The 22,554-nt window shown below is 40.9% G+C and carries 21 protein-coding genes; 9 read left to right on the top strand and 12 right to left on the bottom strand.

Features of this window, described 5'->3' with window-relative positions; genetic code table 11:
• Nucleotides 1–5 precede the first annotated feature (5 nt).
• Complete coding sequence (gene lepA, locus L5B76_RS08120) at nucleotides 6–1,799, bottom strand: translation elongation factor 4 (protein ID WP_103854974.1); 1,794 nt, start codon at nucleotides 1,797–1,799, stop codon at nucleotides 6–8.
• A 270-nt stretch (nucleotides 1,800–2,069) separates the two neighbouring features.
• Nucleotides 2,070–2,453 carry an autonomous glycyl radical cofactor GrcA gene (grcA, locus tag L5B76_RS08125; protein WP_103854707.1) on the bottom strand — a complete coding sequence of 128 codons (384 nt, stop codon included), beginning with the start codon at nucleotides 2,451–2,453 and terminating at the stop codon, nucleotides 2,070–2,072.
• 279 nt (nucleotides 2,454–2,732) lie between these two features.
• On the opposite strand from grcA, the gene ung reads away from it, so the two are divergent.
• The 5 genes from ung to pfkA all read left to right on the top strand — a co-directional run bounded on the left by ung (nucleotide 2,733) and on the right by pfkA (nucleotide 6,947).
• Nucleotides 2,733–3,401: a uracil-DNA glycosylase gene (ung, locus tag L5B76_RS08130; RefSeq protein ID WP_265754984.1), complete on the top strand. Its 669-nt coding sequence runs from the start codon at nucleotides 2,733–2,735 to the stop codon at nucleotides 3,399–3,401.
• A gap of 21 nt (nucleotides 3,402–3,422) precedes the next feature.
• A complete protein-coding gene (gene yaaA / locus L5B76_RS08135) occupies nucleotides 3,423–4,199 on the top strand; it encodes a peroxide stress protein YaaA (protein WP_265754985.1) in 777 nt (258 codons plus the stop codon).
• A 1-nt stretch (nucleotide 4,200) separates the two neighbouring features.
• The gene (locus L5B76_RS08140) at nucleotides 4,201–4,863 is read left to right on the top strand and encodes a hypothetical protein (RefSeq protein ID WP_265754986.1); all 663 of its coding nucleotides are present in this window, start codon (nucleotides 4,201–4,203) and stop codon (nucleotides 4,861–4,863) included.
• Between the two features lie 90 nt (nucleotides 4,864–4,953).
• The gene (locus L5B76_RS08145; RefSeq protein ID WP_265754988.1) at nucleotides 4,954–5,868 is read left to right on the top strand and encodes a cation diffusion facilitator family transporter; all 915 of its coding nucleotides are present in this window, start codon (nucleotides 4,954–4,956) and stop codon (nucleotides 5,866–5,868) included.
• A gap of 113 nt (nucleotides 5,869–5,981) precedes the next feature.
• Nucleotides 5,982–6,947 (top strand): 6-phosphofructokinase, encoded by a 966-nt coding sequence (gene pfkA / locus L5B76_RS08150; protein WP_265754989.1) that lies wholly within the window; start codon nucleotides 5,982–5,984, stop codon nucleotides 6,945–6,947.
• Between the two features lie 87 nt (nucleotides 6,948–7,034).
• On the opposite strand, the gene ndk is transcribed toward pfkA, so the two are convergent.
• The 4 genes from ndk to L5B76_RS08170 all read right to left on the bottom strand — a co-directional run bounded on the left by ndk (nucleotide 7,035) and on the right by L5B76_RS08170 (nucleotide 10,662).
• Entirely contained in the window at nucleotides 7,035–7,460 is a 426-nt protein-coding gene (gene ndk, locus L5B76_RS08155) for a nucleoside-diphosphate kinase (protein WP_265754990.1), read from the bottom strand.
• 9 nt (nucleotides 7,461–7,469) lie between these two features.
• On the bottom strand, nucleotides 7,470–8,777 hold the full coding sequence (gene pepB / locus L5B76_RS08160; RefSeq protein WP_126373288.1) for an aminopeptidase PepB: 1,308 nt from the start codon (nucleotides 8,775–8,777) through the stop codon (nucleotides 7,470–7,472).
• 114 nt (nucleotides 8,778–8,891) lie between these two features.
• Nucleotides 8,892–10,100: a low temperature requirement protein A gene (locus L5B76_RS08165; protein WP_265754992.1), complete on the bottom strand. Its 1,209-nt coding sequence runs from the start codon at nucleotides 10,098–10,100 to the stop codon at nucleotides 8,892–8,894.
• A 13-nt stretch (nucleotides 10,101–10,113) separates the two neighbouring features.
• Nucleotides 10,114–10,662, bottom strand: a complete 549-nt coding sequence (locus L5B76_RS08170) for a DUF924 family protein (RefSeq protein WP_265754993.1) — start codon at nucleotides 10,660–10,662, stop codon at nucleotides 10,114–10,116.
• A gap of 179 nt (nucleotides 10,663–10,841) precedes the next feature.
• On the opposite strand from L5B76_RS08170, the gene infA reads away from it, so the two are divergent.
• The 4 genes from infA to L5B76_RS08190 all read left to right on the top strand — a co-directional run bounded on the left by infA (nucleotide 10,842) and on the right by L5B76_RS08190 (nucleotide 15,126).
• On the top strand, nucleotides 10,842–11,060 hold the full coding sequence (infA, locus tag L5B76_RS08175) for a translation initiation factor IF-1 (protein WP_005627617.1): 219 nt from the start codon (nucleotides 10,842–10,844) through the stop codon (nucleotides 11,058–11,060).
• A 132-nt stretch (nucleotides 11,061–11,192) separates the two neighbouring features.
• Nucleotides 11,193–13,064, top strand: coding sequence for an ATP-binding protein (locus L5B76_RS08180; protein WP_265754994.1), 1,872 nt, complete (start codon nucleotides 11,193–11,195; stop codon nucleotides 13,062–13,064).
• A gap of 91 nt (nucleotides 13,065–13,155) precedes the next feature.
• On the top strand, nucleotides 13,156–14,619 hold the full coding sequence (locus L5B76_RS08185; protein ID WP_115249163.1) for a sucrose-specific PTS transporter subunit IIBC: 1,464 nt from the start codon (nucleotides 13,156–13,158) through the stop codon (nucleotides 14,617–14,619).
• Nucleotides 14,620–14,724: 105 nt separating this feature from the next.
• Nucleotides 14,725–15,126, top strand: coding sequence for an NUDIX hydrolase (locus tag L5B76_RS08190; protein ID WP_265754996.1), 402 nt, complete (start codon nucleotides 14,725–14,727; stop codon nucleotides 15,124–15,126).
• 79 nt (nucleotides 15,127–15,205) lie between these two features.
• Here L5B76_RS08190 and L5B76_RS08195 read toward each other — a convergent pair whose 3' ends face one another.
• From L5B76_RS08195 to pntA, 6 genes are all read right to left on the bottom strand, one after another.
• The gene (locus L5B76_RS08195) at nucleotides 15,206–15,793 is read right to left on the bottom strand and encodes a DNA glycosylase (RefSeq protein WP_265754997.1); all 588 of its coding nucleotides are present in this window, start codon (nucleotides 15,791–15,793) and stop codon (nucleotides 15,206–15,208) included.
• Entirely contained in the window at nucleotides 15,794–17,443 is a 1,650-nt protein-coding gene (locus L5B76_RS08200; protein ID WP_265754998.1) for an LTA synthase family protein, read from the bottom strand.
• A 7-nt stretch (nucleotides 17,444–17,450) separates the two neighbouring features.
• Nucleotides 17,451–18,191: a glycosyltransferase family 25 protein gene (locus L5B76_RS08205; protein ID WP_265754999.1), complete on the bottom strand. Its 741-nt coding sequence runs from the start codon at nucleotides 18,189–18,191 to the stop codon at nucleotides 17,451–17,453.
• Entirely contained in the window at nucleotides 18,188–19,435 is a 1,248-nt protein-coding gene (locus L5B76_RS08210; RefSeq protein WP_265755000.1) for an O-antigen ligase family protein, read from the bottom strand. Before L5B76_RS08210 ends, L5B76_RS08205 begins: the two co-directional genes overlap by 4 nt.
• Before the next feature lie 95 nt (nucleotides 19,436–19,530).
• The gene (pntB, locus tag L5B76_RS08215; protein WP_265755002.1) at nucleotides 19,531–20,982 is read right to left on the bottom strand and encodes a Re/Si-specific NAD(P)(+) transhydrogenase subunit beta; all 1,452 of its coding nucleotides are present in this window, start codon (nucleotides 20,980–20,982) and stop codon (nucleotides 19,531–19,533) included.
• Between the two features lie 12 nt (nucleotides 20,983–20,994).
• Nucleotides 20,995–22,524 (bottom strand): Re/Si-specific NAD(P)(+) transhydrogenase subunit alpha, encoded by a 1,530-nt coding sequence (gene pntA, locus L5B76_RS08220; protein ID WP_265755003.1) that lies wholly within the window; start codon nucleotides 22,522–22,524, stop codon nucleotides 20,995–20,997.
• Nucleotides 22,525–22,554 lie beyond the last annotated feature (30 nt).

The raw sequence follows: 22,554 nt of genomic DNA on the forward strand, positions 1-22,554 counted from the left end.
CCTTGTTAATCTTTGCCAACGTGTAAAATGGCTAAAAACGCTTCTTGTGGCACTTCAACGTTACCCAAAGACTTCATTCGTTTTTTACCTTCTTTTTGTTTTTGTAACAGTTTTTTCTTACGGCTGACGTCCCCACCATAGCATTTAGCGAGTACGTTTTTACGCAACTGTTTCACCGTTGAACGCGCGATAATATGGTTACCAATGGCCGCTTGGATCGCAATATCAAATTGCTGACGCGGAATCAGCTCACGCATTTTTTCCACCAATTCACGGCCACGATAAGGGGCATTATCTTTGTGGACAATCAACGCCAGCGCATCAACACGTTCACCGTTGATCATAATATCCACGCGCACCATATCAGAGGCTTGGAAACGTTTGAAACCATAATCCAATGAAGCATAACCGCGCGAAGTGGATTTTAAGCGATCGAAGAAATCCAGCACCACTTCACCCATTGGAATTTCATAGGTCAGCGCGACTTGGTTGCCGTGATATACCATATTGGTCTGCACGCCACGTTTTTCAACGCACAGGGTGATCACGTTACCCAAATAAGTTTGCGGCAACAGCATATTACATTCTGCAATCGGCTCACGAATTTCACTAATATTATTTAGTGGTGGCAATTTTGATGGGCTATCCACATAGATCACTTCACCATTAGTTTGCAACACTTCATAGACTACGGTTGGCGCGGTGGTGATTAAATCAAGATTATATTCGCGCTCTAAACGCTCTTGAATAATCTCCATATGCAATAAGCCTAAGAAACCGCAACGGAAACCAAAGCCAAGTGCGGTGGAATTTTCTGGCTCATAGAATAAAGAGGCATCGTTTAGGCTTAATTTACCTAGCGCATCGCGGAAAGCTTCATAATCGTCTGAACTAATCGGGAATAAACCTGCATAAACCTGTGGTTTTACTTTCTTAAAACCTGGTAACGCGGTGCTTGCAGGATTATTGTGTAGAGTTAAAGTATCCCCTACTGGCGCGCCTAAAATATCTTTAATCGCGCACACAACCCAGCCCACTTCGCCGCAGTTTAACACTTGGGTATCCACTTGTTTCGGGGTGAAAATCCCTAAGCGATCCACGTTGTAAGATTGCCCAGTGGACATCACTTTGATTTTATCGCCTTTGCGTAACGTACCGTTTTTAATACGCACGAGAGAAACCACGCCAAGATAGTTATCGAACCAAGAGTCAATAATCAAGGCTTGCAATGGGGCATCAGGATCGCCCTCAGGTGCGGGGATTTTTTTCACAATTTCTTCTAGCACATCTTCAATGCCCTGCCCTGTTTTGGCAGAACAACGCACAGCGTCCATCGCATCAATACCCACAATGTCTTCAATCTCTTCCGCCACACGCTCTGGCTCAGCGGCAGGCAAGTCGATTTTGTTTAACACAGGCACCACTTCCAAATCCATTTCAATGGCGGTATAGCAGTTTGCCAAGGTTTGCGCTTCAACACCCTGCCCTGCATCTACCACAAGCAATGCGCCCTCACAAGCCGCAAGGGAACGCGAAACTTCATAAGAAAAATCCACGTGTCCTGGGGTGTCGATAAAATTCAGCTGATAGGTTTCGCCGTCTTTCGCTTTATAATTGAGCGTTACACTTTGCGCTTTAATGGTGATCCCACGCTCACGCTCTAAATCCATTGAATCTAATACTTGTTCCGCCATTTCACGGTCGGACAGCCCACCACAGGTTTGAATTAAACGATCGGAAAGGGTTGATTTCCCGTGGTCAATATGCGCAATGATTGAAAAGTTACGAATGTTCTTCATATTTTATAAATAAACTAAACTCTAAAATTTGACAAAATTTAACTGGGCGATTGTACCTGAATATGCGTTGCTATGCTATATGAAAGGGAAAGTATTTCACCTTGATTACGCCTTAATCGTTATCAGCCCAAACGATTGAAAGGTGATAAAAAGAGAATAAGAAAAGAAAAAGTGCGGTGTTTTTTAGAAAAATTTTAGCAAAAAAATTGCCCTAACCTGAGGCTAGGGCAATCTTTACATCAAACATATCAACAATAATTAAGGAATTAATTATAGACTTTCAGTGAAAGTACGAGTGATTACATCACGTTGTTGTTCTGGGGTTAATGAGTTGAAACGTACTGCATAACCAGAAACACGGATAGTTAATTGTGGATATTTTTCAGGATTTTTCACCGCATCTTCTAAGGTTTCACGGCGTAAAACGTTCACGTTTAAGTGCTGACCACCTTCAACTTTTACTGTTGGGGCAACATTTACTGGTAATTCACGATATTCGATTTGACCTAATTCGCTTACTGCTACGATTTGATCTTCTGCGAAATCACCTTTTGCACATAAACAACGTGCTTCACCTTTTTCGCTGTCTAATAACCAAAATGAATTTAATAAGTTATCATTTGCGGCTTGAGTGATTTGAATACCTTTAATCATACGAACTCCTAAATTTGTGTGTTAAGTAACCTAAGTGGGGTAAAATTTTATCAAATTATTTGAGCAATTCAATTATTTTGAGAATACAGGAATTAATTTAATTAAAAAAATATTACCATTTTGACTTATATCAAAAATAACCAAAACAAACAGCGAGAATTGAAACAATTTCATAACAATTAAATAACATAACATCAACGAATAGCAAAAACTTGTTCTATCAATTTTTCTCAAGGTTATTTATAATCTTAGCCTAGGTTTAACGCTGAGGAAAACAAAATGAAAACGTGGAAAGATGTGATTGGTGGCGAGAAAAGCCAGCCCTATTTTCAGCAAATCTTACAGCAAGTCCAGCGTGAAAAAGCGGCAGGCAAAATTGTCTATCCGCCGAGCAATGAGATTTTCAATGCCTTTAAATTAACCGAATTTGATCAAGTGAAAGTGGTGATTTTAGGGCAAGATCCTTACCACGGGCCAAACCAAGCGCACGGTTTATCTTTTTCGGTGAAACCCGGTATTGCGCCACCACCTTCGTTAGTCAATATTTATAAAGAATTAGCCAATGATGTGGGCTTTCAAATTCCTCAGCACGGTTATTTAGTGAGCTGGGCAGAACAAGGCGTGCTGCTGTTAAATACTGTTTTAACCGTGGAACAAGGCAAAGCCCATTCCCATTCAAACTTTGGTTGGGAAACTTTTACCGATCGGGTTATTTCCGCCTTAAATGAACAACGCGAAAATCTTGTTTTTCTCTTATGGGGCAGCCACGCGCAGAAAAAAGGGCAATTTATTGATAGACAAAAACATTGCGTACTAACTGCGCCGCACCCTTCACCCTTATCGGCACATCGCGGATTTCTCGGCTGCAAGCATTTTTCGCAAACGAACGCTTATTTACAACAGCATCAATTAGCGCCGATAGAATGGCAACTGCCCTTAACGCTTTAAAGAATTTATAAGGATTTCATTATGTTAGCAATTATCTCTCCCGCCAAAACCCTTGATTTTGAAAGTGCGGTGGAAAAATTTGAGGTTTCTCAGCCTGATTTAACGGAATATAGCGAGCAGCTGATTGAGATTTGTCGTCAGCTTACACCGCAAGATGTTGCCTCTCTAATGTCCATTAGCGATAAATTAGCGGCATTAAATGTGGCACGTTTTGCTGAGTGGAATCAGGATCACAATGAACAAAACTCGCGCCCTGCGATTTTTGCGTTCAAAGGTGATGTTTATACGGGGTTAGATGCCACGCATTTATCTCGTGATGATATTTTATTCGCCCAACAGCACTTGAGGATGTTGTCGGGCTTATATGGTTTGCTACGTCCTTTGGATTTAATGCAGCCTTATCGTTTAGAAATGGGAACAAAATTAGCCAACCCGAAAGGCAAGGATTTGTATCATTTTTGGGGCAATATTATCACCGCGGCGGTGCAACAAGCCTTGGATCAGCAAGGGGATAATGTGTTAGTTAATCTTGCCTCCGATGAATATTATAAATCCGTTAAGGAAAGTGAGTTGAAGGCGCATATTATAAAACCAGTTTTTTTAGATAATAAGAATGGTAAATATAAAGTGATCAGCTTTTATGCGAAAAAAGCGCGCGGTTTAATGTGTCGCTACATCATTCAAAATCGCCTCACTCAAGTGGAACAATTAAAAGATTTTGATCTCGGTGGCTACTGGTTTGACGCCACTTCATCAACGGAAAAGGAATTCGTGTTTAAACGCGATTTAAGTGAATAAAATGAAACAATTACTTCAATGGATTGTAAAACAGAAAAGTGCGGTACAAAAAATCATCTTTTTTTCAACCGCTCTTTTGCTGACTGCTTGCACCACTTCCCCACAACTTTCGGTGGAGCAACAGATTCAGCATAATGATAAAACCTATTATCTCGCCTCGCAGCAAGATTTAGGCACCATTGCTCGTTACGTTTATGTGCCAAAAGGTGAAAGCGCGGAGCAATGGCATAGTGCCATCGAATTATTGCAAGATCGCAATAAGGATAAGCTCTCTTTAAAAGATCGCATTGCCTTGCGCAAACGGGTTTATCGTAATACTGGCGTAGAGCATTTCGATATTTATAGCAAAAAAAATGAGCTGTTTGCCTTTGTGATTTACGATCCAACTGAACAAAATCCCGATTGGCAGGTAAACGTGGCACGGGGTAAAGAGATTCCATTTTGTGGTTTTGTGCAATATCAATATTCCGTGAAAATTGCCAAAGATCGCAAATTAATGAATATGAAACACAACCGCGTAATTCGTTATTTGAAGAAATATGTGGTGGATAAAGAAATGCAGAAATTAAATAATGCGTATTTTAGTTGGAGCTTGCGGTTTTGTGCAATATCAATATTCAGTAAAAATAGCCAAAGATCGCAAATTAATGAATATGAAACATAAACGCGTAATTCGTTATTTGAAGAAATATGTGGTGGATAAAGAAATGCAGAAATTAAATAATGCGCATTTTAGTTGGAGCTGTCATCTTTAATGCAAGAGTTATATTCTAAACAAGTAAAACGGGCTGCTCACTGCGCCATTTTCACCGCGTTGCTGTTAATTTTAATCAAAGGTTTTGCGTGGTGGAAAACGGACTCCGTCAGTATGCTAGCGTCCATTACGGATTCTACGCTGGATTTATTGGCGTCTTTTATGAATATGCTGATCTTGCGTTTTGCCCTAATGCCAGCGGATCACAACCATTCTTTTGGGCACGGTAAAGCGGAATCCCTTGCTTCGCTCATTCAAAGTGCGTTTATTTCTGGTAGTGCGATCTTCCTTTTATTACAAGGGATTTACCGTTTAACTTCACCGCAGCTGTTAAATCAAACCTATCTCGGCATTATGGTTACGCTGTTTTCCATTGTGGCAACTTTGCTTCTGGTGCTGTATCAAAGCCATATCATCAAGCAAACTGATAGCCCTGCGATTAAGGCGGATCGCTTGCACTATCAAACCGACTTACTGATGAATATTGCGATTTTATGTTCTTTAGGCTTGAGCTTATGGGGTGTGCTGTGGGCTGATGCAATTTTTGCTATTTTGATTGCTTTATATATTTTATGTAATGCGGCAAAAATGTTTTACGATGCTATTCAGTTATTGCTCGACCAAGCCTTGCCGCCACAAGAAATTACGCAAATTGAACAGGTGATTCAATCGCAACCGAATATTTTAGGCTTTCACGATTTGCGTACACGCCGCTCAGGGGCAATTCGTTTCATTCAATTTCATTTGGAACTCGATGATCATCTTTCTTTTGTGGAAGCGCATCAAATTACCGATCATCTTGAACAGCGTTTACGCCAATGTTTTCCCCGTGTCGATATAGTAATTCATCACGAACCAACCAGCGTGGTGCAGATTGAACAAGCTCAAGCTGATAGCTTACAGCCAAATACTTAACCTAAATCAAAATGTGATAGAATTCACGAAATTTTTCTAGAGCGGATTTGGCGAATAGTGTAAGCTACGCACAGTTTTTATATTATTAACTTTGAATAAAGGTATTGATGATTATGATTAAAAAAATTGCCGTATTAACAAGTGGTGGTGATGCCCCAGGAATGAATGCTGCGATCCGTGGTGTGGTTCGTTCAGCCTTAGGCGAAGGCTTAGAAGTTTATGGTATCTATGATGGTTATCACGGGCTTTATCACAATAAAATCAAGCAATTAACACGTTATAGCGTATCAGATATTATTAACCGCGGCGGAACATTCCTTGGTTCAGCACGCTTCCCAGAATTTAAAAACCCAGAAGTGCGGGCAAAATGTGCGGAAATTTTACGTTCCCACGGCATTGATGCACTCGTTGTTATCGGTGGGGACGGTTCTTATATGGGGGCAAAATTGCTTACCGAAGAACACGGCTTCCCTTGTGTGGGTATCCCCGGCACTATTGATAACGATGTGGCAGGCACAGACTACACCATCGGCTATCAAACCGCATTAGAAACGGCGGTAACGGCTATTGACCGCTTGCGTGATACATCAAGCTCGCACCAACGTATTTCAATCGTGGAATTAATGGGCAGACATTGTAGCGACTTAACCATTTCTGCAGGGATTGCAGGTGGCTGTGAATACATTGTAGCGTCAGAAGTAGAATTTAACCGCGAAGAATTAATTCAGCACCTTGAGCGCAGTATCCAAGCTGGCAAACGCCACGCAATCATTGCGATGACAGAGCATATTTGCGATGTGAATGAGTTAGCCAAAGAAATTGAAGCCCGTGTAAAACACGAAACTCGCGCAACCATTTTAGGTCACATCCAACGTGGTGGTACACCTTGCGCCTTTGACCGTATTTTAGCTTCTCGTATGGGCGTTTATGCGGTAGATCTGCTTTTACAAGGCAAAGGCGGTTACTGCGTGGGAATCCAAAACGAACACCTTGTTCACCACGATATTATTGACGCAATCAACAATATGCGCCGTGAATTTAAAGCCGACTGGCTCAAAATGGCAGCGCGTTTGGATTAATTTGCTATTTTTCATAAGCATAAAAAAGAGCCAATTTTATTGGCTCTTTTGTTTTTATCGCTCTTGTGCTTGTATAAAAGCACAATATTATTCTGCTCGTGGGCAAATTTCCGAATCTGCAAAGAAATAGGCAATTTCACGGGCGGCGCTTTCAGGGCTATCAGAGCCGTGAACGCAGTTTTGAGTTTTGCTTAAGGCAAATTCTTTGCGTAATGTGCCTTCATCGGCTTCTTCTGGGTTGGTTTTGCCCATTAAAGTGCGGTAGTTTTTTATTGCATTTTCTTTTTCTAGCACAGAAACCACCACTGGTGCGGAAGTCATATATTTCACCAAATCATCAAAAAATGGCTTTCCTTGATGTTCCGCATAAAACCCTTCTGCTTGTGTTTGCGTTAAATGCACCATTTTCATTGCGATGATGTGAAACCCTTCACTTTCTAAGCGGTTGAGAATTTTGCCAATTAAATTACGCTCTACCGCATCAGGTTTAATAATGGATAATGTCCGTTCCACGCTTTCCTCCTATGAATTTGCTTGGTTGAGTAAAAGATGCGCCAAGGTCTGCACGCCAATGCCTGTTGCGCCTGTTGCCCATAAATCACTGGCTGATTTACGATAAGTCGCCGAGCAATCAATATGCAGCCAATGGTGTTGGTAATTTTTCACGAAGTAAGATAAAAATGCTGTTGCAGTACTTGCGCCCGCGCCCACTGGTACTGTGCCGATATTGGCGATTTGGGCAAATTGAGAGCTGATCTGCGCACGGTGAAATTCTTCAAAAGGCAAACGCCAGAAAGGCTCGTTAGCCGTTTGTGCAGCGTTAAACAGGCTTGCAACGAGTTCGTTATCCATTGAAAGCACGCTGTGATAATCATTGCCCACCGCCATTTTTGCTGCGCCCGTCAAGGTTGCGCAATCAATAATAAATTGTGGATTTTGCTTATCCGCTTCAATTAAGCCATCAGCCAGCACTAAACGCCCTTCTGCATCGGTATTTAACACTTCAGCGGTTACGCCATTGCGATAAGTGATAATATCGCCCAACTTCATTGCTTCGGCGCTTACCATATTTTCCGCGCAGCAGAGATAAAGTTTCACGCGCTGGTTTAAGCCACCAGCAATGGCCATACCTAATGCGCCAGTAACTAAGGCTGCGCCGCCCATATCAGTGCGCATTGTGGACATTGAGTCACTTGGCTTTAAGCTATAACCACCACTGTCAAAGGTGATCCCTTTGCCCACTAGACAAGCTAAAACAGGGGCGTTTGGATCTTGGCTTGGATTGAAATCTAATTGCAACATTGCTGGCTTATGGTTGGAGGCTTTGCCCACATTCCAAATGCCTTGATAATTTTTCTCTAATAAGGCTTCGCCAGAAATAATCTCAAAATTCACCGCACTTTCATTGGCGTATTCCGCTGCAAGCTCTGCAATAAATTGCGCCGCGCGTTCAGCTAATTTTTGTGGCGTGATAACATCGGAAGGTAAATTAATGATTTCTCTCACAAAATCACCGCACTGAATACGGGCAAATAGCTCCGCTTGCGGTTCGTCATCTAAATGAGGAAACTCAATGGCATAATCCTGTTTTGCAGAATAAAAACCTTGATAAAACGCCCAACAGTTTTCTAAATCCCAATTTTCGCCCACTAATTCCACCTCTTTAATGCCTTGATTACGCAATTTACGCGCGGCTTTTTGAATTAAAGTGCGGTCGGAATTTGTCGAATTTTGTTTAAGGTGAACCGTGCCTTCGTCATTTGCAAAACTGAGTAACGCATTTTCGCCCCAAACTGGGCTGGCAGGTTGTGTTGAAAGGTGAATTAACATAATGATCTTCCTTATTTAGATTAGGTTTAGTCATCCTAATACAAGAGTGAGAAAAATCAAAATGTTAAATCTCCCCTAGCCCATTTTTTCAGCTAGGGGAAAGATCAATGAAACTTAAGCAATTGGCTTCGTTTTATAGAATGAGATCATTGCAATTGGTGCAATCACGGTGAACCAAATTGACCATTGCAACGGCATTCCTAAATACACACATAGCACGCCAAGGAAAGTCGCAGCGATAGCAAGCACAAAACCGATCACGCTGTAATTGGTATCTTTATCTAAATACCAACGCAAGAATGCTAAGGCGATGAGATAAACCGCCGAGCAAATGCTTAACACGGTCATTGCAAATAAAGGCGAAACAGAATGTGCATTTGAACTTGCGTGTTCCACCACTTCCGCCATTGTGCCAAATTCTTTCACGGAATCGGCTAACAATTCTAATCCAGAACCTAAAGCGGTAAGCGCGATGAAAATCAATAAATGTCCGTAGCCATAGACTAAGGCATTATTTAACGTGCGATCGCTGTGCAAAAATTCGCCCCACGGCATTTTGAAATAAAGCCACCAAAGGGAGAACATTAACGCTGAAATCCCTAAGCCTAATGGGAATGCTTCAGTGAGCATTGCTTCATTGCTGTGGAATAATGGTGTGATGGCGTTAGTTGCGCCTAAAATCCCTTCGCCCAAAACGATAATCACTAATAAGCCGTAACGCTCTGAAATGTGATGTGGGTGCCAAGGGGTTTTGTTGGCACTTTCCGCCCAGGCTGGCACAGAAAGCTCAAGCAAGGCTAAGAATGGGAATAAGGTGTTGAATAAATAAGGGAATTTTAATGCCACAATAGTCCAACAAATTTGTGCGAAAATAATCCCGAAAGCATAACGTAAACAGGTGGTGCGGCGCTCTGGATCGCCTTTTGCAGCACGAAACCATTGATACGCCATTGCTACACGCATTACGATGTAGCCGATCAAAATCATCACATAATCGTTGTGTTCAAATACATTATTAATACCGATAGCTAAAATAATTGCGCCGAACATTTGCACCATTGTTACAATGCGATAAGTAAAATCATCATTGTCGTAAGCAGAGGCAAACCAAGTAAAGTTCATCCACGCCCACCACACGCAGAAAAATGAAGTGGCAAAATGGATTAAGCCTTCACTGAAATGATGCGCCGCAAGGGCGTGATGCAAGCCGCTTGCAGTCGCTGCAATGGCGATCACGAAAACTAAATCAAAATAAAGCTCTAATGTGGTGGCAACACGATGGACCTCGTGGTGATCACGGGCTTTCATTAATTTATGAATCATTCAATACTCCGAATTAAAAAGAAGAATTAGGCTGGTTTAAAAATTCAATTTCTTCCGCGGTTGATGTGCGATTTAAAATCGCATTGCGGTGCGGATAACGATTAAATTTATCAATAATCGCTTTATGGCGCAGTTCAAAATCTAAGGTGTAATCATCATTGAGTGCGGTAAATAATTCCACCGCTTGCTGATGAATCAGCGCTGATTCACTGTGCATATAAGGCATAATCATAAATTTACGCCATAAGGTCGGTAGACTAGCAAAATCAGGCTGTTTAATGGCTTCTTGAGCCAACACTAATGCCATTGAATCCTGCGCAAAGGCTGCTGGGGTGTTGCGATATAAATTACGCGAGAATTGATCTAACACGATAATTTCTGCCAAGCGCCCTTCAATGGTTTCACGCCAGTTGGTGCATTCACCTTGCGCGGCGGCTTTTAAAGTGCGGTCAAATTTTTCGCGAATTTTGTCATCAAATTCATCGCTTTTAACAAACCAAAACGGTTGATTCTCTTCGCTAAACCAAAAATCTAGCACCGCTTGTGGCGAGGCAATACTCATAAACATTTCCTTAGTTGAAGATAAAAAATGAAGTGAATTTCACGGCGGCGGATTTTACCACAATTTAGCAAAACTTGCCCATTAGACTAAATTTCTAGAAAAAACTTGGTGAATGCGATTGATAAGAGTATAATTCGCCCGTTTTTTGACTTATTTATTAACTAATATTAGAGGAATTAATGGCTAAAGAAGATTGCATTGAAATGCAAGGCACGATTTTAGAAACCTTGCCAAACACGATGTTCCGTGTGGAATTGGAAAATGGACACGTTGTAACCGCACATATTTCAGGGAAAATGCGTAAAAACTATATTCGTATTTTAACTGGCGATAAAGTAACCGTGGAAATGACCCCTTACGATTTAAGTAAAGGACGCATTATTTTCCGCAGCCGTTAATTATCGCATCATTTTTCTTCTTACCTATTCAAATTTTGCCCTAGCCTTGTCTAGGGCAAATTTTTATCTCTTTTTTTATGCGTTGTTGTTATCATAATGCCATTGTCTATTTGGCTAAATCAAGGTTGTAAAATGAGAAATATCAAACACTTTGCACAACGTTATGTGGATTGGGTAATCCGCCTTGGACGCGTGCGATTTTCTATACTTGGCGTCTTAGCACTGGCAGTGTTGGCTTTATGCACACAAGTGTTGTTCAGCCTTTGTGTGGTGGGAACGGTTTATTGGACGGACGTGGTGCGTTCCGTGGTGTTTGGCTTGATTTCCGCGCCCTTTGTAATCTATTTCTTCACCCTTTTAGTGGAAAAACTGGAAAAATCTCGCCTTGAATTAGCCAAATTAGTGGAAAATTTACGCCGTGAAGTCTCAGAACGAATGGTGGCAGAAAAAAAACTTTCTGTGGCATTAAATGATTTAGAGCAAAACAGCCGTAACAAAACCGCCTTGATGACCACCATTAGCCACGAATTACGCACACCACTGAACGGCATTATTGGCTTAAGCCGCATTTTATTAGACGGCAATTTAAGCGCCGAACAGCAAAATTATCTGAAAACCATCAATATGAGTGCGGTGTCTTTAGGGCATATTTTTAGCGATATTATTGATTTGGAAAAAATTGATGCGCACAAAATTGAGTTAAATCGCAAAGAAACGGATTTTTATGCCTTTCTTAATGATATTGCCAATTTTGCGACCTTAATGGCGGAGCAAAATCAGCTCAAATTTGAACTGGAATACGAACCTGATTTACCGCAATGGCTGATGCTAGATAGCGCCAGATTAAGCCAAATTTTATGGAACTTAATTAATAATGCGGTGAAATTTACCCCCAAAGGCGTGATCAAGCTGAAAGTTAGCCGAACTGGCGAACAGCAATTTGCTTTCGCCATTTCCGATACGGGTATTGGCATTGCTGAAAGCGAGCTAGCAAATATTTTCGCAATGTATTACCGCGTGCAATCCAATCAATATCAGCACGCAGGCAGCGGCATTGGCTTGGCAGTTTCCAAAACCATTGCCAATTTAATGGGCGGTGATCTCAGCGTGCAAAGTGCGGTGAAAAAAGGCTCCGTTTTTACCTTAACCATTCAGGCTGCCCCCGTCAGCAAGCCGTTAGCCTATCATCAACATCTGCCAAACCAACTGCGTATTTTGCTGATTGAAGATATTGAAGTGAATGTGATCGTGGCGAAATCCGTGCTGGAAAAATTAGGTTATGAAGTAGATGTCGCAATGACGGGGCAACAAGCCATTGAAAAATTTGAACAAAATAGCTATGACTTGCTACTCATTGACATTCAGCTGCCAGATATGTCGGGCTTTCAAATCGCCCAGCATTTACGCCAAAAATACGAAAATGATGAATATGATTATCTGCCGCCACTCATTGCACTCACCGCCAATGTAATGCACGATAAGCAAGCGTATTTACAGCAAGGAATGGACGATATTCTGCGTAAACCCCTCTCTTTAGAGGCACTGACGCAATGTCTTTATCAATATTTTGCTGATGAGATCGTAATGCCGCTAGGCGAAAGTTCTTCCAAAGCAATGCCAGAAACAGCAATAGAACAAGATGAAGCACTAGATTTCGCCACGCTCAATGAATTTGTCGCTTTATTGGGCGTAAAAACAGTAAAAAATAACACCGCACTTTTCCAACAGCTAATGCCTGATTATATGGCGGAATTAATGGCGGCTTACCAAATTTATCAAACTCAACCCGCTCACAAAACTGAAGTCGGCAACATTGCCCATAAAATCAAAGGTGCGGCAGGTTCAGTGGGCTTAAAACGTATCCAACAAATCGCCGAACAAGCCCAACATAGCGAAAACCCAAATTGGGAAAGTGAAATCGCCCATTATTTGGAACAACTATCGCAAAATTGGCAGAAAGATTTGGACAAATTAATGAATTGGCTAAATTCTGTTGATCATTAGCAAAGTTTTTACACATTACACTAGCCACGCTTGAAGGTTTTAGCTAAAATCTGTGCAATTTTAATTCGACATCAACAAGAGGAGAAAACCGATGAATTTTCCAAATGTTGCCAAGCAGGTGATTGATAAACTGGGCGGCAAAGACAACATCAGCGCGCTTGCACATTGCGCAACTCGCTTACGCATTGTGGTGAAAGACGAAGGCAAAATTGACAAAGAAGCTATCGAAAATATTGATGGTGTAAAAGGTCAATTTGCAGTTTCTGGCCAGTATCAAATTATTTTTGGTTCAGGTACCGTAAATAAAGTACACGATGAAATGGCGAAACAGCTTAACATCGGCGATATGACCAAAAATGAAGTGGCGAAACAAGCTTCAGAAAATAACCAAGGGCTAATTATGCGCTTGGTGAAAGGCTTGGCGGATATTTTCGTGCCAATTATCCCGGCTATCGTGGCGGGCGGTTTGTTAATGGGTATCCACAGTATGCTTACCGCACAAGGTTTCTTCTGGGACGTACCACAAGCCTTGCGCGATTCAGGGCAACCTATCACGGGTTATTCTGTTGTGGATCGCTTCAGCAATCTTTCTGATTTGGTTGATTTTATTAATACTATTGCCAACGCGCCATTCGTGTTCTTGCCGGTATTGCTTGGTTTTTCTGCCACCCGTAAATTCGGTGGAAATCCGTTCTTAGGGGCAGCATTGGGAATGTTATTGGTTCACCCTGCATTGGCGGACGGCTGGAACTATGCCCTTACCGCTGCGCAAGGCAAAATCACACACTGGAATGTATTCGGTTTAGAAATCGAAAAAGTGGGCTACCAAGGCACGGTAATTCCAACCTTGATTTCGGCTTGGGTTCTAGCTACGTTAGAAAAAACATTCCGTAAATTTGTGCCGTCTTATCTCGACAACCTGATCACCCCAATGTTCTCGCTCTTTATCGCAGGTTTACTGGCGTTCACCGTGATTGGGCCAATCGGACGTGAAGCGGGGGATTTGATCACTATCGGTTTAACTTGGTTATATGACAAACTTGGCTTTATCGGTGGTGGTATTTTCGGGACGTTCTATGCACCAATCGTTATCACTGGTATGCACCAAACCTTTATCGCCGTAGAAACGCAGCTGCTTTCTAATATGTCATTATCGGGCGGTACATTCATCTTCCCAATCGCGGCAATGTCAAACATCGCACAGGGTGCGGCTTGTTTAGGCGTGGCATTCGCATTGAAAGATCCAAAAGTACGCGGCTTAGCTGTTCCTTCAGGTATTTCTGCGTTATTAGGGATCACTGAGCCTGCAATGTTCGGGGTGAACTTACGCTATCGCCAAGCTTTCTTAGCGGCAATGATCGGTTCAGGTTTATCTAGCGCCTTTATTGCGTTCTTCAATGTAAAAGCGCAAGCACTTGGCGCAGCAGGGTTCTTAGGTATTCCATCTATTAAACCAGACAGCCTTGCAATGTACAGCGTGGGTATGGTAATTTCTTTCGCCGTTGCATTCACCCTTTCTGTTATTTTAGTAAAACGCGCGCAAGCTAAAGCGTAATTTTTATAAAATTCGCAAAAAAGCACCGCACTTTGATCTGCACCTTAAACAGGAATACAATATTCTGCGTTTAAGGTGCAGATTTTTATTTTCAGCGAGGCAAAAATGAAGACGCAAATCGATAAGCTAGCTTGGCTATACATTAAAGATAAACAATTATTAATGGCACGCTCTAAAGGCAAAGAGAAATTTTATCTCCCCGGAGGAAAAAGAGAGCAAGGCGAAAGTGATCAACAAGCCCTAATGCGCGAAATTAAAGAAGAATTGGGCATCGACTTAATTGAAAATAGCCTTCAACGAATCGGTGCATTTTCCGCTCAAGCAGACGGAAAAAATATGGATTGCGTTGTAACGCTCACCTGTTACAAAGGGGATTTCATCGGTGATTATCGCCCTGAAAGTGAAATTGCTGAATTAGCTTGGATTGGTTATCAAGACAAAGAAAAATGTTCTCTCGCCACCCAAAAAGTTTTGGAATATTTAAAACAGCAAGGGACGCTGGAATAAAAGAACTAAATAAATTCGCAAAAAACAACCGCACTTTTAAGCTATAGCATCAAAAGTGCGGCTATTTTTTGCCATATTTTTAAACCAATCCCACCATTTCAAAAAATGCCCGATAGGCCGTCACTTTTTTGTCAAAGGCAAGTGGATAAGCCCTTGAAGTTGAAGGCAGGCGATATAAATTGAGCGAGAAATCGGGGTAAGGGTATGGGATAAAGCTGTTGGTTTTCGGTGCTTTAACCTTTTCAGGCAATAGGGAAAGCAAAATCTCAGTGGCTTTGCCCCCAGTGGTGAAAATCCAGTGGCATTGTGGCACTTGGGGCAGTACTTCGCTAAGATTGACACTTTCCACCACTTTCAAAAATTTATCTGAGGCATTATCTTGCTCTCGAATGGCTTTGCGCACCGTTGGACATAATGCAATGCCCTTTTGCCATAAGAAATCCTTAATTCGAGCGGAATCAAAGCGTTTTTCATTTGGCACTTGAAAATAATCCGCACGTCCGAAAAACACTTCACCATACACGCGCCACATATCATTTTGAAAATTCGGATAATGAAATTCCATACAGCGTTTTTCCGCCTTAGGGGGAAAACTTCCCATCATCATCACTGTGGCGTGCGGTGGCAATATCGCGGGAAATGGGTGCGTTTCGATTTGCTCGCTCATCTATTTTGCCACCTTTAATTGTTGATACAAATAATGACGATAGCCTGCCAATAATTGCTCATCTCGGCAATCTTGCAGTTTTCCACCGCTTAATTTGCGCATTGCAATATTGGCTTGCATAAATTCATCGGCAGGCAATCCCGCAATTTCTAAAATCAAACCGCCAGCCTGAGCTAAATCAAGGAAATCCTGTTGTTGCTCAAAGTCAGTTTGCATATTGCTACGCACCACAAATTGCGTAATGTAATCTGGATTTGGATAATCAAATTGATAAGCAGGCTGCGCACCACTAATAGAAATTTGGTGATCACCAAAATAAGCCAGCACATAAGGTTTATGACGATTTTGCATATAGCGATTGAAATCTTCCATAACATCATTGAGCTTCACAATTCGCTGAATATAATCGTTTAACTCGCCCGTTCCTTTAGCAGTAAAGCCTTGATTTTGCAGATTAAATACATTACCAACATCGTGATAAGGCCCGTGTTCACGCATTGTAAGAACATAAACAAATAAAGGCTGATTTACCTTTTCAAGTGCAGGAATACCTTCTTTTTGCAAAATTTTCTGCACATATTGGCTCATTTCATCACTGCCAATCGTCCATAAATTTTTGCTTAATGGTGCGGGATAACCCAACTCTTGCGGCTGCAACATTAGATCAAAACCAAGATGATCATAGGCCGGCTTAGCGTTGTAATTGCCTTTTGTGAACGGTGATAAGGCCACACAATAATAGCCCTGTGCTTTCAAGTTTTGGATAAAGCTGTATTGCAAATGCGGCACAACAGAATAAAACACGGCATTCGCCATTGCGCCAAAATCCGTTGAAGGTAACCCAGACAAGAAAGCAAACTCTGATTTCCAGGTTGCACCACCTAAGGTATGCACACGCAAATGACTGTTAAACTTGGTATCAACCTGATTTTCATACATTGTAATTGGCGAAATATCGGCGCTTTCAAATACAAAACTATGCGGGTTTAGGGTAGATTCCTGAAGCCATACCACAATATCTGGTTTCTCTGCCTGCGCAGTGCGTGAATAATCAGCAACCTGTTGTTTTTGTTTAAGAAAATAATCCGCATCACCATCAAAAACAGGCGGTTTAAAAAACACACCACGGCAAGACATTGGTAGGTTTAAAAACACATCTCGCCCATCATCAGGTAAGGAATCAAGCCATTGCTTAATGGCTGATTTATTTTTGCTGTAATGGCAAATGGCAAAAATCGTGAGAAAAAGCACCGCACTTGCCAAAATTCGCCATTCAGTGCCTGCCACCTCTGCTGACGACCAGCCCATCACGGCATAAACCAGCAATCCAATCAAGCCTGCAATGGCGAAAATAGCCGAGCGATAATGCAGCAAAGTTTCCCAATTTCGCCAGTCCAGAACTAAAAAGAAATCAGACACCAAGAGCGGTTGTTTATAAAAATGAATTTTCAGCCGATGAAAAAGCATCAGCACCACAAACAGCACCGCTGCAAAATTCAGCCCACGCTGCCACTGCCCCGTAAGGCTAAACATTAAACTGAAAAACAACACAAACTGTGCAATCGCAAAAAAATACGTCCAGCGATAATGTGAATTAATAATGAAAATCACCGCAGCGAGGGTGAAGAGGGAGAGTAGGAGGTATTGCATAGTGAAATTAATGTTTTAGCCTAAATAAAAAATTATGTATAAACCGATTAATGCGATCTTTTAAGTTAAAGTATTCGCGTCTGATTTTAGAAGAAATAGTTATCTTCTTCTCCCCACGCTTATCTTTACCAATAAGCGAAACAATTTCTTCTTTATGCTCAATACAAGGAGGATATATAGCAAAATTTTCTATTTTATTTTCATAGAAACGAGCCATTTGATCATCAACTGGATAAATCCATTCTTGGCAATATTCTAAAAATTGTTGAGCTACTTTAGGCGTTATCGCATAGCCTTGTGTACAAACATAATCTTTATAGAATTTAGCTACAGAAAACGCACCAAAATTTTCTATTTCTTGTTTTGCATTATTTCGATAATTTCTATGTAACCATACAAAAGGATATTTTGCTAAAACTTTATCTAATTGCGAATAAACACTTTCAAAATTATTAAGTATAGTTATATCATCCTCTAATACAATGATAGGTGTATTGCTATTAGCACATTCTTTCCACAAAGAATAATGGCTAGCAAAACAACCTAATTCGCCCAATGAAAGAGTTCTTCCTTTTCTCTGAAAATGTTTTTCTGAATTATAATGAGAAAATAAAGGATGCTCAGGATTCTCTCTTGCATTAACTGCAGGAAAAAATTGAAATTTAATGCCTAACTTATCAAATTGCTCTTTAATAAGTTTCTCTCTATCTTTTGCTGACTCAATATGGATCACATAAATAGATATCATTCGGTTAATCTCCGATTATTGTCAATTGTCATTGCATAAAAAATAACATTACACATATAAAAGAACATTGCATATTCCTTCAATCTTAATAAAGCATCGCTAAGACTAAATGAAAGTAATGCAAGAACATTAATTATTCCTAGTAGTGCTATAAGTTTTTTTTCTTCACTCTCAGCCTTCCTATACATTTTTATATAGAAAAATCCTAAAGTATAAATAAATAGCACTAGAAAAACCAATCCAATTATGCCTCTATAAAAAGCTTGCTCAATAAAAAGATTATGAGTATGAGGAAAATCTTTTATAATTGAAGGAAAATCAGAGCTCTTAGATTGTTCCAATCGTTTTTCATCCATGCCATCTTTCCCCCAACCTAATAAAGGTTTTTCTTTAATACCTTGAAAAGCACTTCGCCATAACTCAAATCTCATTCCTATTGAAGTTTCTTTATTGCTTCCATCAAAATATTGAGTAACATCACTAATCGCCTCATTATAACGTTTTTGAATACCTGTTTGGGGAATAAATCCTGCAATAATAACTAAAGCTAAAATAGAAACTAAGAAAGGGATAATGATATTTTTTAAATATTTTCTATAGTGAAAACTTAAAACTACAATAGCCACAGGAAAAATAAGCCAAGTTCCTCTTGAGCCAGTTAAAATATTTCCAAAAAGTCCTACCGATGCTGAACACAACATTAATATACCTAATAGTTTTTTATTAGTTATTAGATAATTAACTCCAAAAATAAAACAATACAAAGAAACAGTCATTATAATCGCTCCTGCTGGAATTGGATGAATATAACTAAATGCTCTTTCTATTCCAATGAAGAATTTATTATATATCGCAGAAATACCATAAATGAAACTACTTACCCCAAAAACTAATGCAATAAAATTAAAAGTCAGTTTATATTTCTGAAGCAATAGAATAATAGGTATTGACAAGATTAAGAAATGATCTGCTTTAAATGAACTAGGAATAGAATCTCCATTAATTAAAGCAACAAAGAACGAAACCAAATAAAAACTTAAGGCAGAAAATATATAATATTTTATATATTTAGAGATAACAATTTCACTTTTGTTTCTAGCAATTACAAAAAAAGATATTAAAACTAGTAACAACGGAGCAATATAATAAGCATTTTTTATAGTTATCAATGTAGAAAAAAATGCAAATAGCAATAAATTAATAATGTAATACAACCTATTTTTATTTAAATCACTCCAAATCATACAAGCTCCGTGTAGCATATCTATAAATGATAAAATTAGATTAACCGCACTTCAATTCAAAGTGCGGTTCATTTTTAATACATTTTCAGCAATCCCTACAACGCCTTCAAAATATCATCAACACGCTCTTTCGCATCGCCGAAGAGCATTTGGGTGTTTTCTTTGAAGAATAATGGATTTTGTACGCCGGCGTAGCCTACTGCCATTGAGCGTTTGAATACCACCACATTAGCGGCTTTCCACACTTCTAGCACTGGCATTCCTGCGATTGGGCTGTTTGGATCATCCATTGCCGCAGGGTTTACGGTGTCATTTGCGCCAATAACTAAGACGACATCGGTATCAGCAAAATCATCGTTGATTTCGTCCATTTCTAATACCACGTCATAAGGCACTTTGGCTTCAGCGAGTAACACGTTCATATGACCCGGTAAACGCCCTGCTACTGGGTGAATACCAAAACGCACATTCACGCCACGATCACGTAATTTTTGTGTAATTTCAGCCACGGGATATTGCGCTTGTGCCACCGCCATTCCATAGCCCGGTGTGATGATCACAGAGCTTGCATTTTTCAGCATTTCCGCTACTTCTTCCGCGCTTGTTTCACGGTGTTCGCCTTGTTCTTGATCACCACTTGCAACCACATCATTACCAAAACCGCCAGCGATAACGCTGATAAATGAACGGTTCATTGCTTTACACATAATGTAAGAAAGAATCGCCCCTGAAGAGCCTACTAATGCCCCAGTTACGATCAAGAGATCATTATTAAGCATAAAGCCTGCTGCTGCCGCTGCCCAACCTGAATAAGAGTTCAGCATTGATACCACCACTGGCATATCTGCACCACCAATTGATGCCACTAAATGCCAACCAAAGGCAAGAGCAATGATAGTCATTAATAGCACTGGGAAGATATTTTCTGGCGAGCTTAAAAATGCGATCATTAATAACGCCGAAACCACTAACGCCGCTAAATTTAATTTATGGCGATGCGGTAACATTAAGGCTTTAGAATTAATAATCCCACGTAGTTTACCGAATGCGACCACAGACCCTGTGAAAGTTACTGCCCCGATGAAGATGCCTAAGAACACTTCAACATTATGGATAGTTGCTAAAGTCGCTTGTTCCGCATCAAATGCTGCTTTCGCATTTTCTAATGCTGCTTCGCTGATAAATGCTGTACCTTCTGGTGCAACAAATTCTGGCGTAACGTGTAAGCCAAAGCTATTAAAGCCGACCAACACAGCAGCAAGACCAACAAAGCTATGTAAAATAGCTACAAGCTCTGGCATTTCGGTCATTTCTACTTTTAATGCACGTTGGATACCAATCACCGCGCCAATCGCCATTGCAATTAAAATCCAAATTTGTCCTGACGTTTGTGGCCCGAAAATGGTTGCGATAAGGGCAATAGTCATCCCCACGATACCATACCAACAACCTGCTTTAGCAGTTTCGTGTTTAGAAAGCCCTGCTAAGCTCATAATGAAAAGTAATGCCGCTACAATATATGCAGCCTGTACTAAACCTTCTGACATTGCTTTTTCTCCTTAACCTTTTCTAAACATTGCAAGCATACGTTGGGTCACTTTAAAGCCACCAAAGATATTGATACTTGCGACTAAAATTGCAATAAATGCGAGTAGGCTGATAAAGAAACTGCCTTGGGCAATTTGCAATAACGCTCCCACAATGATAATGCCTGAAATGGCGTTAGTTACTGCCATTAATGGGGTATGTAAGGCGTGGCTCACATTCCAAACCACATAGTATCCCACCACACAAGCAAGTACGAACACGGTGAAATGTGATAAGAATGCCGCAGGCATTACTGAACCTAGCCATAAGAACAGCACGCCAATTGCTCCCATAATACCGTATTTGATACGCGGATCTTGTGGTTTTTGTTCTTTCTTCTCAACTACAACCTCAGCTTTTTGTTGTGGTTGGGCAGAAACTTGAATTGGCGGTGCCGGCCAAGTGATTTCACCATCGCGAATGACTGTTACACCACGTAACACAACATCATCAAAATCAATATTGATCGTACCGTCTTTCTCTTTACATAATAACTTGAGCAAGTTCACCAAGTTAGTCCCGTAAAGTTGGGAAGATTGCGTTGGCAAGCGTGCAGGGAAATCGGTATAACCGATCACTTTCACTTGATTATCGGTAACGAACACTTCACCCGGTTTAGTGTACTCGCAGTTTCCCCCTGTTAGGGCGGCTAAATCCACAATTACCGAACCCGGTTTCATTGAATCCACCATTTCTTTGGTGATCAAACGTGGTGCAGGTTTTCCTGGGATCGCAGCAGTGGTGATGATAATATCCACTTCTTTCGCTTGTGCAGCATAAAGCTCCATTGCACGGCGATTAAATTCTTCCGACATCACTTTCGCATAACCATCGCCTGAACCGCCTTCTTCTTCAAAATCAATTTCTAAGAAGTCTGCGCCCATTGATTTCACTTGCTCTTTTACTTCAGGACGAGAGTCAAAGGCACGCACAATGGCACCAAGGCTATTTGCGGTACCAATCGCCGCTAAACCTGCCACACCCGCACCAATTACCAACACTTTCGCAGGTGGCACTTTACCTGCCGCCGTGATTTGTCCAGTGAAGAAACTACCAAACGCATTGGCAGCTTCCACCACCGCACGATAGCCTGAAATATTCGCCATTGACGAAAGGGCATCTAAGGATTGCGCACGAGAAATACGCGGCACCGCGTCCATTGCTAACACATTGATTTTCTTAGCCGATAATTTTTGCATTAAGGCTTCATTTTGGGCTGGCCAAATAAAGCTGATCAGGGTTGCCCCTTCTTTAATTAACGCAATTTCCTCATCGGTTGGCGGATTCACTTTCATAATCACATCGGCATTCCAAACCTCTTGTGCTGTGCCGATTTTCGCGCCTGCATTAATAAATGCCTGATCTTCAAAACTTGCTTTAAAACCTGCATCGTGTTCAACCAGCACTTCAAAGCCAAGCTTTAAAATTTGCTGAACAGTCTTTGGCGTTGCCGCCACACGGGTTTCATTATCAAGCAGTTCTTTAGGTACACCAATTAACATAATGTTTCCTTCAAATTGGTTGATGATAAA

It is taken from the genome of Avibacterium sp. 21-594, from assembly GCF_026226815.1.
In the GTDB taxonomy this organism is placed as follows: Bacteria; Pseudomonadota; Gammaproteobacteria; order Enterobacterales; family Pasteurellaceae; genus Avibacterium; species Avibacterium avium.

Excerpts from the sequence above, each read along its gene's own strand:
- L5B76_RS08170 (WP_265754993.1), bottom strand. The coding sequence starts at position 10,662 with ATGAGTATTGCCTCGCCACAAGCGGTGCTAGATTTTTGGTTTAGCGAA.
- pntB (WP_265755002.1), bottom strand. The coding sequence starts at position 20,982 with ATGTCAGAAGGTTTAGTACAGGCTGCATATATTGTAGCGGCATTACTT.
- pepB (WP_126373288.1), bottom strand. The coding sequence starts at position 8,777 with ATGTTAATTCACCTTTCAACACAACCTGCCAGCCCAGTTTGGGGCGAA.
- L5B76_RS08190 (WP_265754996.1), top strand. The coding sequence starts at position 14,725 with ATGAAGACGCAAATCGATAAGCTAGCTTGGCTATACATTAAAGATAAA.
- L5B76_RS08145 (WP_265754988.1), top strand. The coding sequence starts at position 4,954 with ATGCAAGAGTTATATTCTAAACAAGTAAAACGGGCTGCTCACTGCGCC.
- ung (WP_265754984.1), top strand. The coding sequence starts at position 2,733 with ATGAAAACGTGGAAAGATGTGATTGGTGGCGAGAAAAGCCAGCCCTAT.
- L5B76_RS08140 (WP_265754986.1), top strand. The coding sequence starts at position 4,201 with ATGAAACAATTACTTCAATGGATTGTAAAACAGAAAAGTGCGGTACAA.
- L5B76_RS08185 (WP_115249163.1), top strand. The coding sequence starts at position 13,156 with ATGAATTTTCCAAATGTTGCCAAGCAGGTGATTGATAAACTGGGCGGC.
- L5B76_RS08165 (WP_265754992.1), bottom strand. The coding sequence starts at position 10,100 with ATGATTCATAAATTAATGAAAGCCCGTGATCACCACGAGGTCCATCGT.
- L5B76_RS08210 (WP_265755000.1), bottom strand. The coding sequence starts at position 19,435 with ATGATTTGGAGTGATTTAAATAAAAATAGGTTGTATTACATTATTAAT.
- grcA (WP_103854707.1), bottom strand. The coding sequence starts at position 2,453 with ATGATTAAAGGTATTCAAATCACTCAAGCCGCAAATGATAACTTATTA.
- lepA (WP_103854974.1), bottom strand. The coding sequence starts at position 1,799 with ATGAAGAACATTCGTAACTTTTCAATCATTGCGCATATTGACCACGGG.
- L5B76_RS08205 (WP_265754999.1), bottom strand. The coding sequence starts at position 18,191 with ATGATATCTATTTATGTGATCCATATTGAGTCAGCAAAAGATAGAGAG.
- yaaA (WP_265754985.1), top strand. The coding sequence starts at position 3,423 with ATGTTAGCAATTATCTCTCCCGCCAAAACCCTTGATTTTGAAAGTGCG.
- infA (WP_005627617.1), top strand. The coding sequence starts at position 10,842 with ATGGCTAAAGAAGATTGCATTGAAATGCAAGGCACGATTTTAGAAACC.
- pfkA (WP_265754989.1), top strand. The coding sequence starts at position 5,982 with ATGATTAAAAAAATTGCCGTATTAACAAGTGGTGGTGATGCCCCAGGA.
- L5B76_RS08195 (WP_265754997.1), bottom strand. The coding sequence starts at position 15,793 with ATGAGCGAGCAAATCGAAACGCACCCATTTCCCGCGATATTGCCACCG.
- L5B76_RS08180 (WP_265754994.1), top strand. The coding sequence starts at position 11,193 with ATGAGAAATATCAAACACTTTGCACAACGTTATGTGGATTGGGTAATC.
- pntA (WP_265755003.1), bottom strand. The coding sequence starts at position 22,524 with ATGTTAATTGGTGTACCTAAAGAACTGCTTGATAATGAAACCCGTGTG.
- L5B76_RS08200 (WP_265754998.1), bottom strand. The coding sequence starts at position 17,443 with ATGCAATACCTCCTACTCTCCCTCTTCACCCTCGCTGCGGTGATTTTC.